Raw genomic sequence first — 13,239 nt, 5'->3', positions numbered from 1 at the left:
TTTTTTTAAATCCGTGACAACCCTTCCACCATAGTGACAGACCTTCCACCTTTCAGTGACAAGCCTTCCACCTTTCAGTGACAAGTCTTCCACCTTTTAGTGACAAGTCTTCCACCTTTCAGTGACAAACCTTCCACTTTTCGGTGACAAACCTTCCACTTTAAAATCTATAAGATATTGATTTTAAAAAATAAAAAAGTACTCTAATTATAATTAACTAATTATATTAATTAATACTAATTATAATTAGCTAGCTATATTTTATAAAAAAATCAATTTGTTTGTTTTTTATCCAGATTCAGATTATAACTTCAAACTAAGCTCAACAAGGTGTAGCAACTTGCTACAAAGTTCTTTATATTACAATAACTCAAGTGAGGATAATTATGACAACTCGGTCAACTAAAATCATTGCAGTGGCAAATCATAAAGGTGGTTGTGGAAAAACAACCACAGTCGTTCATCTAGCATCTGAACTAGCCGACTTGGGTAATAAAGTATTGGTGATAGATTTAGATCCTCAAGCCAATGCAAGCTTACATATCGGATCAAGACATCCAAGTGAGGTAGAAACCACGTCGGCTGAATTACTGCTGGGTGATTTAAACCTATTATCAGATGCCCTGGAAGAAGAAACCAATTTCAAAAACGTTTCTTTAATTTATGGTTCACTCAATTTAGGTAAAGCTGAAGATCAACTCAAAGATGATGCCCCAAGACCATCCGAAGAACTCTCCAATAAGTTGGAATTATTAAAAGGATTGTATGACTTTATCCTGATTGACTGTCCTCCAAGCCTAAAACTGCTCACCAGTAATGCATTGGCAGCCTCTACCCATGTGATGGTACCAATTGAGTCAGGTTCACAATATGGCTTGTATGGAGTAACTGACTTGATTAACCATTTAAGTAAAATCAGACGGGTCAATCCTGAGTTAAAACTTTTAGGCGCGTTGTTGATTAAACATGATGAACGTCAAAACGTCTGTAAATTGATTAGAGATGAAGCTTTAAGCCAAGTCGGTGAACTGTTAAAAACCACCATCCCTATGAGTACTAAAGTGAATCAGGCCGCAATTTTGCAACAGCCTTTATTCAGTGTAGATAAAAACGCTAAAGTTCGTAAAGCTTTCCAAGATTTAGCTAAAGAAATCATCAATCGTGTTGAATAAAAGCCTGCTGAGAATATTATGGTAAGTACAAAAGAATTGCTGGCACAACGTTTACAGCAAAATACTCAAAAGCATCAACAAGCTCAGCAAGAGCATGTTAATGATGTGAAAGAATTGCGTCGTAATGTACAAATTACAGATATCCAGCCAAGTCCAAATCAGCCAAGAAAAATATTTAATCCACAAGATATAGAAGACTTGGCGGCATCGATTGAAGAAATTGGCTTGTTACAACCAATTGCAGTGCGGCGGATCCAGGACAAATATGAATTAATCGCTGGTGAAAGACGCTTGAAAGCGCATCAAATTCTCAATAAAAACACCATTGAAGTGATTGTCATTGATGCATCTGATGAAGAAGTAGCACTGTTAACGCTAGCGGAAAACCTAAAACGGGAAGACTTAACCGATTATGAAATTTATGTGGGCTTAAGTTCACTGGATGAGAAATTAAAAAAGAACAAGCAAAAACTAGCAAAGTCCTTAGGCATGAACCGGGAAGATATGTATAAATATTTATCTTTCGAAAAATTACCTCAAGAGCTGATTGAAGATTTAGAGCAACAACCCGCCTTGTTGGCACGGACTGCCGCAACAGCAGTCAAAAAGTTTCTCTCCGATTATGAAGAAAATTACAGCAATGCTAAAAAAGCACTGCTAGAAGCTTGGGCGAAATTACTGAAAAAAGAAGTAGAGCAAACAAAACTGGCAGTATTGGCAGAAAAAATTCTCAAATCGAAAGAAACCAAACAACCCATTAAAACATCAATCGTGCATAAAATTGAATATGATGGGAAAGTCGCCGGCAATATCAAGTTTGATCACAATACCTTAAAAGTGTCATTAAAGATAAGTGAATTTGATGATCAAGACTTACAGGAGCTGGAAAACCTGTTGAAAAAAATGCTAAATCAGTAATAGATAAAAGGTGTAGCAAATTGCTACACTTTTTATCATTAAGTCGTGAACAATTTCCGCCTAAACTAGGACAAGCAGTACTCAAACTAAACCATTATTGACTCAATCAGAATTTAAATAGCTTAAGAAAAATGGGTAATTGAAAAAATCATGCTTAGTATTTAAATTTGGAATATTTATATATTTTTTGAATTCAGATGCTATAAATTTTCTGGTTTTTTATTCGAAAATAAAAATGTTAATTCAATTAAAAAAGATTTTTTCTTAATGCTGCTCATATTGTTTCAGCAGAAATTATGCCACTTGAATCGAATACTTTTTCAGTGCTGATTAAAACCTTGTCAATGAATCAGGGAAGTGCTTTTCTGGGGAGAAAAGGTATCTGATAATTATTTGATTACATATTAAGGGAAAAATTTTACTAAACAGCAACAAGAATTATGGGGGCTGTCATTTTAAAGCACACTGTATTTTTTCCATATTTTACCTTGATTTTCATTCATCAGAAATATTGTTACCTTGTTTGAAGTCTAGAATGATTTAAGCTCCGATTTTTGTTTTCCAGATGCATACTCTTATATTTAATAAAGCAGAAACAACAAAACGTTAAGTGATAAAAATAACATGATTGATATTTAAACTACCCGTTTAAAAATCAAAGATAAGTGCTGATATTGCGATGCATAATTCGCTTTAATTTGACCCTGATTCATTCTATAGCTCAACTTTTCAAGCCTAAAATTGCTTAAAAATACGCCTTCGATAGTGTTAAGTATTTTTTAAGTTTACAGACCTAAGGTGATCACCAAGCTGTTTATGTGTGGTGAAAAGAGAATGATGAAATTCAATTTGGATGATCGTTCATTTAGTAAAACCTACTATCTGGATCGCAATATCCATCCATTAAAGTTTAAAAAAAACATCAATAATCAGAAACTTTTAGAACAAAAAAATTATTCTATTTCTCCTGTTGTGGTCTTAAAAAATTCACCACTTCGCCTCATGGTGAAAACCGTGCAACGAAGCGAGATCGCTGAACGGAATATCTTGGAAAACTTTATCCGTGAGAAATATCGCCAAGTCCATCAGGCCTCGATCTGTGAATTTTCTTCTACCCTGTTTGCCGGTTATGTTGGGGCAGATATGCAGGTCGTGATTGGAATGGAGCATTTAAGCGCGGCAGATGCTTTTCTTGAACGGTATCTAGATGTGCCGATTGAACAGATACTCACTCAATTAAGTAATGTACCAGTGCAAAGACCGCAGATTGTTGAGATTGGCAATTTGGCAGCTTTGGATATGGAAAAAGCCAAATGGATGGTGGCTTTTCTGGTGTTTCATTTATCGCAAAAAAATATTGATTGGGCCGTGTGTACCGGTACTGCAGCGGTTCGTTATGTATTGCAAAAAATGGGGTTGCAGTTTCATGTCATTGAAAAAGCCGACCCTGACGTGTTGGGGGAAGCAAAACTTCAATGGGGCAATTACTACCAGCAGAAACCTTATGTATTGGCGATTGATGTGGCACCAGCATTGCAGGTTACTCAGCAGTCTTACAGTTTCTCTGAATCAATTGACCAGTAGTTCGTCCTGGTAGATATACGGAATTTTAAAATGATGAATCATTTGTTTAAGGCCATTTCAGCCTATGCCCAGCAGGATCCGACACGTGAAGCCATTGTTACTGACGTGGATACAATTAACTATGCCGAGCTGAAAAGTCTGGTTGAACAGCTTCGTGCCGAGTTAATCAAGCTAAATATTCAACGTCTGGCACTCTGGGGCGTGAATAGTGTGTATTGGATTATCATTGACCTCGCGGCCCAGTTAGCCGGTGTGACCGTAATTCCTATTCCCTTGTTTTTTACCAAAGAACAGGTTCGTCATTTGTTACAAGACAGTCAGGCAGACCTGCTTTGCATGGCAAGTGAAAAAATAAATGATGCACCACAGTGGCTAATGGAATTAGTCGATGAAATAGGCAAGCATGAGGTCTCTGTATCTGTCGATATGCATGCTCGGTTTTTTCGTTTAGCACAGTATCAAACACGGCACCAGGGCTTGCTTCCCTATCAATCCCGGCAGCTGGCAAAAATTACCTATACCTCGGGCAGCACTGGAACGCCGAAAGGGGTATGTTTGGCAGAAGACACTATTGAGTCAATTACCCATTCTCTGAGTCAGGCACTGACCAGCAGCCAGCTTGGACGGCATTTATGCCTGATTCCATTTGCCACTTTACTGGAAAATATTGCCGGGATTTATGTCGCACTCAATATGGGACGTTCAGTGGTCATAGGTGATGTGAGTCAGTTTGGGTTGATCTCTAACCATAGCTTTGATGCACAACGTTTCGTTGAGGCTGTCCGAAAGTATCAGATTGAAAGTGTGATTTTACTGCCGCAAATGTTGAAAGCTATTGTGGAATATAGCACTGAATACGGCAGTACAGGTCTCAGTACGCTGAAATTTATTGCCGTCGGTGGCGGGAAAGTATCTGCCGATTTGCTTCAACAGTGCCAGCAGCTAAAACTTCCGGTCTATGAGGGGTATGGCCTGTCCGAGTGTGCCTCGGTAGTCAGTCTGAATCTGCCGGGTGCACGCCGGGTTGGCAGTGTAGGTCGGGTTCTGCCACATGTCGAGGTTGAGATTGCGGCTAACAGCGAAGTAGTGGTCAAAGGCAATGCCATGCTGGGTTATGTCAACGACTTGGTAGCCACTCCCTATATTCATACTGGCGATGCTGGCTATTTTGATGAAGACAGCTATTTATACATTACCGGGCGCATCAAGCAGATCATTGTCAGCAGTTTTGGACGCAATATTTCCCCAGAATGGGTGGAGTCCAACAGTCTGACCGAACCTGAAATTCAGCAGATTGCCATTTTCGGGGAGGCACAGCCGTATCTGTCTGCTGTGATTTATGCCGATGATTCCACTTCCGAGCAACGGCTTGCAGTGGCAATCGAGAGAGCCAATGCTCGAATGCCTGATTATGCCCAGATTAAACGCTGGTGTCGTGCTCCCGAGCCATTTTCCCTGAGTAACCAGATGCTGACCGATAATGGAAAGTTGCGCAGGCATCAGATCCAGCAGCATTTTCAGGCTGAATTGACAGCAAATTAACCCATATTTTCTGTGCATGCTCACGTGAACCACAGACCCATGTACAGCAGCAGAGAGTAAACTTATGAATATTGCATCACAGATTTTAAGCACGACTCATGCACAGATCAAACAGCGTCTGATAGAACAGGGTTGGGTCTTGTTGAGACATGAACACTATGACGTGACATCTTTTAGTGAGCTCATGAATAGTCTATGCCAGCGGCTGACCTATGACCCCGCCCGGGAAAACATTACCCGTCAGTCGCAGAAAGTCGATGCTGGTACGCATGCCATGGGGCTACATATTGAAAATGGCAGTACCCCGCTACCACCCGATATCATCGCCTTTTTTAGTGAAAAAAGTGCTTCGCGTGGCTCGCAGACCACCTTATGTGATGGGCATGAGGTCTGGAAAAATCTACCAGATGCTCTCAAGCAGAAATTTGCCGAGCCGATGACCATCAGCCGTTATTTACCCAAGCCGATCTGGCAAAAGTATGTGGCAACTGCACTGAATATTGAAGATGCTGAACAGGTCGGGCAGCAGGAGCTAGAGCGTTTTATCCAGATGGTGCCCAGACAACGCATCAGCCCCGCAGATGCTGAAGGCGTGCAGTACCATTTAAGCATGAATATGGTCCGTCATGACAATCTCAAGGGGGTTCCGGCCTTTGCCAACACCTTGCTGGGGCCTTCTTATAATTATGAAAAACCCCGTTTTCATTTTTCGGATGGTTCAGAAATCAGCCCCGATTTACTGGCTGAACTGGCAGAGCGCTGTGAAAATGAGACCTCGGAAATTGACTGGCAGGATAGTGATCTAGTGATTATCGACAACAAACGTTTTATGCATGGTCGACGTGAAATACTGGTGCCACTCGAACAGCGTAAACTGTATATTTGTATGGGGCTGGGCTTAGATCCTGTCTTTTAAGCAGGATACTACATTACATTAAAAACTTAACAGAAAGAGAAATGATCTATGTCTAATTTAACTGCAGTCCTTCTTGGTGCAACTGGTGGCATCGGTCAGGCCATTGCAAATATTCTGGGGAAAAATGGCCTGAATCTGGTCTTAGTCGGACGCAATCAGCAGGCTTTGCAGCAGTTGCGTGAAAAATTGCTACAGCATTATCCGCAGTTGCAACTGCAGTTGATCCACTGTGACCTGGCTGAGCAGCACACCCGCGATGAGCTGATTCATGCGCTGGCCGCGCTGAATACCCCGATTCACTATTATATTAACAATGCTGGCATTAACGATTTCAGCCTGTTCTCTCAGCAGTCGCCTGATACGATGGAACAGATGATGCTGATTAATGTCGTGTATCCGTTGCAGCTGCTGCAAGGCATTATTCCTCTGATGTCCCAAAGTCAGCCGAGCCAGATGATTCATATCGGCTCGACTTTAGGCAGTATCGGCTATCCGGGTTATGTGAGCTATTGTGCCAGCAAATTCGCCCTGCGCGGCGCGACTGAAGCTCTGGCACGAGAATATAGCAAGACCCCGATTAAATTCCGCTATTTCTCACCGCGGGCCACCAATACCGAAATGAATAACCCTGATGTGGTTGAAATGAATATCCGACTAGGTACGAATATTGACACGCCAGAATTTGTGGCTCAGGAGTTTTATCAATTCTTGCAGAAAGACTGTCAGTCCTATCAAGTCGGCTATCCCGAGAAAATCTTCGTCAAGGTCAATCAAGTCCTGCCAAATATCGTGGCCAATTCTCTTCAGAAAGATCTGGATACTATTTACCAATATGCAGACAAACAAAAAGGGGGATGAGGTTTTAATGCCGTTGGATATGAAGTCTTTATTTGGGCTCTCTTGGTGTACGGTCACAGGCTTGATTTAAAGCCTGCTTAAATTTTGGTTTGGGATTAGACGACTTAATATTCAACTTTGACAAGCTGTGCTGACTGAGTGAGGTTAAAGCAGGGACCAAAAGTATGATGCAGTAGGTGTTGGAATATATCAGCTAGACTGATTGCAAAACGCTCCGGACAAAAGTGGACAGGTTATGCTCATTGACAGCAGATACGCTGACAGGGGGCAAGCATTCAATCCGTGGTTTTTGTGTGCTGGTCTAGAGCGGTTTAAAAATGTGAACAAGATGTTTTTGGGTTTCACATAAAATTCACTTTAAAATCACTATGATCAAATCCGAAATATAATATTTCGAAGATACGAAAATACTGAATCAATCTTAATTTAGATATGACAAATCTTTTATTTTTGATAAACAGTGTTTTTACTGACTCTTAAAATTTAATTGGATGAATCAGTGGTGATACAATTTGTTTCTAAATCTAAATTACCGACTGCTTTCGGTAATTTTGAGATTATAGCATTTCAAGATCAAACGACGGGTGAAGAACATATTGCTCTTGCTCAAGGATTAGAAACGGTTCCTGTAAAACCAGTATTAGTCAGAATGCATTCTGAGTGTCTCACAGGGGACGCTTTTGGTTCATTAAAATGTGATTGTGGCCCACAATTACATGCAACCATGAAAATGATTAATGATGCAGGGCAAGGGGTAATCTTGTATCTACGTCAGGAAGGTCGGGGCATAGGATTGACCAATAAAATTCGTGCATATGCACTGCAAGATCAAGGTCATGATACGCTTGATGCCAATCTGTTGTTAAATTTACCTGCAGATGCCCGGCAGTATGATATGTGTAGCATTATGCTGGATTACCTAAAAATTAAAGATGTCCAGTTGATTACAAATAATCCACTTAAAATCAAGGCACTGACTGATTTAGGAATTAATGTGGTTAGCCGCGTTCCCTTGACGGTAGGCTTAAATCATTTTAATAAAGCTTATTTAGAAACAAAGCAGAAGCGTATGTCACATCTGTATGAAAACAGTGATTTTTAGCCTAGCTTAAGCCTAAACATTTCAACTCTTCTTATCGTTTCTGTTGAAAATAGATGAGAATGACAGAAATTCTGATTTTTACTTTAATCGAGAAAGCTTTGCCTAGACAAAGCTTTCAGTACCACAGCTTAGTACTTAAGTAGATGATTGGACTGCTCCCATTATCCTAGATAAAGCAGAATCTGATCCTCCAGGTGTAATTTGGGTAGTCTGTCTTTAGCTAGAACATGCTTATGCAATTGCTCAACCATTAAATAAAACGTTGACCATGAGATGCTCATAATCGCTTAAGCTGTGTTTCAGAAAGCTGTTTTGAGTCGATGTATTTCATCTAAAAATTATGCATGAATGTTAAAAATTCTACGGTACAAATAATTAACAACAAATAGCTTAATTTTTGATTTATGAAAGAGATCTTTTATATATCACATATTCTAAAGCTTATTTTATGGAAATAAGGCGGTTAAAAAACCTTGCTGATTGGTTTAACTTCTGAAATCTATATTCATATTGCATTTTTTATTCCAAAATAACCCTTACCTGATTGAGAGACAACCGCCTATAACACTCTTAAAGGTATTATCTTTAGTTTAAAAGTTAAAAACTATAAAGTTAAAAAGATACCCTCTTCATCTGAACGCTAGCTTTAAATCTCATACATTGACAAGACAATGGATAATATAAAAATAATGGATCATGGATTTTTAATTTAGTAAATAAAATTAATGTATAAGATGTGAAAGGCTAAAAGCTTGCTATAGTGTGCTGAATTTAGCTTTTTATATAGACTAATGTTAAATAATACTTATATTTTGTTTGGGGCAGTTTTAGGTTTAACGATTGCAAATGCGGCAGGAGCTGCAACTATAAGCATGAAGAATGATCGGTTGGGCTATTTAATACAACAGGTAGATTATCAGCATATAAATGACTCTCTTGAAAAATCTGAAAATCGGTTATTGGGACGTGCAAGCTGGGATATTCAATGCTGGGTAAAGAGTAGTGAAAATACTAAAATTTGCACAATGCGTAAAAACCATATTACGGTAATGCGTATGAACGATTCTTACAGCTTAAGTGTTGGCATAAACCATGCAAAAAATTCTATTACACTACTTAAAGTAGATAATAATAGTGTTTTGCAGGCGCGTGAGGGTTTATACCGTGACGCTCAAGCCATTATAGATCAGTTCAAGCGTGGCTTTGAGGTAAAAACCGAGTTTAATGTATCTCATAATGCTAAACCGATTGTGAATGAAGTTTCATTAATTGGTTTTTCTGACGCATTTAATGATATGCAGCAGCAGTATAGTAAGCTGAATCATTTAGATTTACAGCGCAGGCTTTAATAAAACTAATAGCCTGTTGTCTTTGAATAAAAGGCACAGGCTAAGCAATACCGTTCTTGTGATTTAATGCTAAATCCAATCAAAAGACAAACAAGGCCAAAATCAAACTTGGTCCGAGGCGATTCAGTGTTCTCAAATCAGGTCTCAGATATATGCAGGTATGGCGGTATTCAATAGGCTGAATGAATGATGCAGACCTTTCACCCAAGTTGCGGCTTAAATTTGGATAATCGAGGGATCAACCTAACCCAGAAATCCTAGTTTAAAAAGCCGTATCGGAAGCATGATAAAAAAATCTCGGATATGGTGTAGAAATACTTGTTCAATTTGAGAAAATTGTGAATACTCATGCCCGCAAATTCATGCTGCAAGATTATCTTTTGGGGTTGGACAACTACTGTGAAAACGTATTCATTTTCTCATTTACAAAAAGCATTGCTGGCTGCGGGTTCATTTTCATGTCTAGGGCTGAGCCCAGTTTGGGTACATGCTGCAAATGAGAATGAGATCCCGCAACTGGAAAAGCTCACAGTAACTGCACAAACGGCCTATGACCAACCCGAGGTGAATTTATACGGTTTTAGCCAGCAAAATCTGGCTGAAATTCCGGCATCGCTCAGCACAATCATAGCCGAGCAGATCGCTGATCAGCACGCCAAAACCCTGACGGATGTAGTTAAAAATGACGCTGCAGTAGGGGATGGCTATGCACCGATTGGCTATTATCCGAACTTTGTTATGCGTGGTTTTGCCTTAAATTTGGGATCAAGCTATTTACTCAATGGTCACTTGCTGCGCGGTGAGCAAAATGTGGCGCTTGAAAACAAAGAACAGGTCGAAATTTTAAAAGGCATCAGTGCACTTCAAAGTGGCATGGCAACCCCGGGTGGTGTAGTGAACTATGTGACCAAACGCCCCCAAGACATCCACTCACTTACTGTTGAAGCCGACAGTCATGGTGGCAACCGCGTGGCAACGGACTTCGGCGGTTTCCTTGGAGCAGATCAACAGTTTGGTTATCGAGTCAATTTGGCGCATGAAGAGATTCATCCTTATGTTGAACATGCCGATGGCAAGCGTGTGTTTGGTGCTTTGGCTTTAGACTGGAAAATCTCTGATCGTTCAAAACTGGAATTTGATATCGAATCACAGCGCCAACGTCAACGCTCCGTACCTGGCTATCAGTTGCTGGATGGTAAAACAGTACCCACTGGCGTTGAATGGGATCGTTTGCTGGGCTATCAAAGCTGGAGCCAACCTGTCACCAATGAAAGTTTAAATACCAGTTTAAAATATATTCACCAGATCAATGACAACTGGACAGCTAATCTGGCTGCTTCGCAAAGCCGTGTGGTGGTGGATGATTATTCAGCATTCCCGTGGGGTTGCTATAGCAGTATTTGCCAATATTCAGGTGCAGGCAATACTTTTGATCAAAATGGCAACTATGATATTTATGATTTCCGTAGTCCGAATGACAGCTATCTGACCAATCAGTTTAAAACTGGACTCAATGGTCAATTCAACACTGGAGCATGGCAACATACGCTTAGCCTGGAACTGTCACAGACCTATAAACGGCATGCACAATATGATGCCATCAACCTGCCTGTAACAGCTGGTGTTGAATCTACAGGAAATATTTATACTGACCCGATTACTTACACACCAAGTGATAAGACTTTAGGCAATCATTACAAATCATTAGATAGCCAGCACACGGCCTTGAACTTACTCGACCAGATTGATTTCAATCAGGCATGGTCCGTTTTGCTGGGTGGCAAACTCTTGCATGTCAATGAAAGTGCTTATAATGCGAATGGCAACAATATCCGCGATACTGATTTGACCCGCTTCCTGCCGCAGCTGGCCTTAATGTATCAGCCCGGGGAAAACACCCATCTGTATGCATCGTATGCCAAAGGTTTGAGTGACGGTGGACAGGCACCTTGGTATGCCAACAATGCTTTTGCAACTTTAGCCCCTGTACATTCCACCCAGTATGAATTGGGGATTAAGCAGCAGTGGCAGGGGATACTTTTTACCGCTGCAGTGTTTGATTTAACCCAAGACAATCAATATACCAATACTGCGAGTGACTATGTCACAGATGGTGAACAGCATAATCTGGGGCTGGAACTTGGTCTACAAGGGCGCGTAGGTCAGAATCTAGATCTGAATTCGACTTTCGCACTTACCCGTTCACGTCTCACAGAAATACAAACAGCTGAGTATCAGGGGCATCAAACTCAAAATGTACCCACTGTCCGCTTCGCCAGCCATCTATCTTATCAAGTGCCGCAAGTAGATGGATGGCGTTTATTGGCCGGTATGCAGTACAGCAGCAGTAAATATGCCAACAAAACAGGCACCGTAAAAGTACCCGCTTATACAGTGTTTGATGCAGGTACAAGCTATAACTTCCGGGCTTATGGCTATGACAATATGCTGCGCTTAAACATTGATAACCTGTTCAATAAGAAATACTGGCGAGATGCGGGTAGTTTCTTCGGCGATGACTATTTGTTTCTTGGGGCACCACGTACAGCACAATTGTCATGGACTGTAAATTTCTAATTTAACCTTAGATTTTGCTATAGAACACTGTCTGAGTGTTTAGCTCAGGCAGTTTTTTATTTGAATATCTTCTACTACTATCAACAGCTTATTAATTGTAAGTAGGTGTAGCAGTTAAGTGTATTGATACTAGATTAGCCTTATCTACCAATCTAAATAAAGCGATTGATACAACTCAAATCCGCGCTGAATTAGATTATACAAAAGCAAAGTTACTAGAACTTGGAAAATAAGAACCTATTACTGGTCAGCAAGTTGCAATAGGTCTAGGGCTTATCAAGAAAAAATTTCATCAATTACCAGAAGCATTAAACCCTGTTATTGTAGTATTTATGTACTTGGTCTCAGAATCAAAGATCAACTGAATGAAGCGGAGGACAGCGCAAAAAGAAACTTTGACGTAGTGAGTAAGAGTGGGCAGGTCACTGCTGACGGTATTAAGCAGGCTTATGGTAAAGGTGGTGTTGATGGATTAGATACGATAATTCGCCAAAAATTTGATAGAGCTGCAGCAAGAGAATTAACCACTCAAAACGGTATTAATAAGCTCAATGAGCTGCTTATCAATATTAATGCGGCTTCAAGGAGTTTTTCTGCACAGTCGATTCCTCCGGTGTCATCAAGTGATGCTACCCAAGGCATAAAAGACAGCGTGAATTACAATATTCAATTTGGAAATCAAACTTTAACCCTTACAGGTGATGCAAGCCAAAAGGATATTATGATCGAATTGGTAAATCAATTAAAAGGTGTGGCGAAATCAACATGAAACTTATTCGCTTAGCAACATCAGAAACCGTCCCACTAGAGGACGGTTTTTTATGGCCTGATGAATTCTCATAGAAGGTTATTGAGCAGACTAAAAGATATGCAATCGATGGCTTTCTAGGGCATGTCCTCATTTGAAGAATTGGTTTTAAATACTTAAAATCCTCCTTTAAGCTCTTTTCATTTCTATATTTTTTCAATGGCACGTACTCTTCTCACCGATGATATTTGGCAGAAAATTCAAGATACTATGCGATTACACGGTTGTTACTGTTCAAAAAACAGTAGAAATATCATGGAAGCCATCTTATGGAAACTACGTACGGGTGCGACATGGCGTGATATTCCTCAAGAACTTTGCTCTTGGCAAACTGCTTACAATCGCTTTAATCGCTGGGCAAGTAAGGGATTATGGGATAAATTTTTTTTAGATTACGAGGCATTCTGGATCAG

Annotated in this window: 11 protein-coding genes; all 11 read left to right on the top strand. The window is 40.2% G+C overall.

Annotation, left to right across the window (positions count from 1 at the left end):
- Positions 1-386: 386 nt before the first annotated feature.
- Positions 387-1,172 carry a ParA family protein gene (locus tag GTU69_RS15940; protein WP_166171951.1) on the top strand — a complete coding sequence of 262 codons (786 nt, stop codon included), beginning with the start codon at positions 387-389 and terminating at the stop codon, positions 1,170-1,172.
- A gap of 18 nt (positions 1,173-1,190) precedes the next feature.
- Complete coding sequence (locus GTU69_RS15935; protein ID WP_166171949.1) at positions 1,191-2,090, top strand: ParB/RepB/Spo0J family partition protein; 900 nt, start codon at positions 1,191-1,193, stop codon at positions 2,088-2,090.
- 834 nt (positions 2,091-2,924) lie between these two features.
- Positions 2,925-3,674, top strand: a complete 750-nt coding sequence (locus GTU69_RS15930) for a thermostable hemolysin (RefSeq protein ID WP_166171947.1) — start codon at positions 2,925-2,927, stop codon at positions 3,672-3,674.
- Between the two features lie 30 nt (positions 3,675-3,704).
- Positions 3,705-5,216: an AMP-binding protein gene (locus GTU69_RS15925; RefSeq protein ID WP_166171945.1), complete on the top strand. Its 1,512-nt coding sequence runs from the start codon at positions 3,705-3,707 to the stop codon at positions 5,214-5,216.
- Between the two features lie 64 nt (positions 5,217-5,280).
- Positions 5,281-6,132 (top strand): TauD/TfdA family dioxygenase, encoded by an 852-nt coding sequence (locus GTU69_RS15920; RefSeq protein WP_166171943.1) that lies wholly within the window; start codon positions 5,281-5,283, stop codon positions 6,130-6,132.
- A 48-nt stretch (positions 6,133-6,180) separates the two neighbouring features.
- Positions 6,181-6,990, top strand: coding sequence for an SDR family oxidoreductase (locus GTU69_RS15915; protein ID WP_166171941.1), 810 nt, complete (start codon positions 6,181-6,183; stop codon positions 6,988-6,990).
- A gap of 499 nt (positions 6,991-7,489) precedes the next feature.
- Positions 7,490-8,092, top strand: coding sequence for a GTP cyclohydrolase II (gene ribA / locus GTU69_RS15910; protein WP_166171939.1), 603 nt, complete (start codon positions 7,490-7,492; stop codon positions 8,090-8,092).
- A gap of 791 nt (positions 8,093-8,883) precedes the next feature.
- Positions 8,884-9,441: a hypothetical protein gene (locus tag GTU69_RS15905; protein ID WP_166171937.1), complete on the top strand. Its 558-nt coding sequence runs from the start codon at positions 8,884-8,886 to the stop codon at positions 9,439-9,441.
- A 399-nt stretch (positions 9,442-9,840) separates the two neighbouring features.
- A complete protein-coding gene (locus GTU69_RS15900; protein WP_166171935.1) occupies positions 9,841-12,018 on the top strand; it encodes a TonB-dependent siderophore receptor in 2,178 nt (725 codons plus the stop codon).
- A gap of 403 nt (positions 12,019-12,421) precedes the next feature.
- Positions 12,422-12,787 carry a hypothetical protein gene (locus tag GTU69_RS15895; RefSeq protein WP_205683565.1) on the top strand — a complete coding sequence of 122 codons (366 nt, stop codon included), beginning with the start codon at positions 12,422-12,424 and terminating at the stop codon, positions 12,785-12,787.
- A gap of 198 nt (positions 12,788-12,985) precedes the next feature.
- Positions 12,986-13,239 (top strand): transposase (locus GTU69_RS15890; protein ID WP_166171933.1); only part of this gene is annotated, 254 nt, incomplete at its 3' end.

The organism is Acinetobacter sp. SA01, from assembly GCF_011319235.1.
Lineage (GTDB): Bacteria > Pseudomonadota > Gammaproteobacteria > Pseudomonadales > Moraxellaceae > Acinetobacter.
Note: the sequence above shows the minus strand (reverse complement) of the source record. Positions and strands in the feature narration are given on the sequence as shown.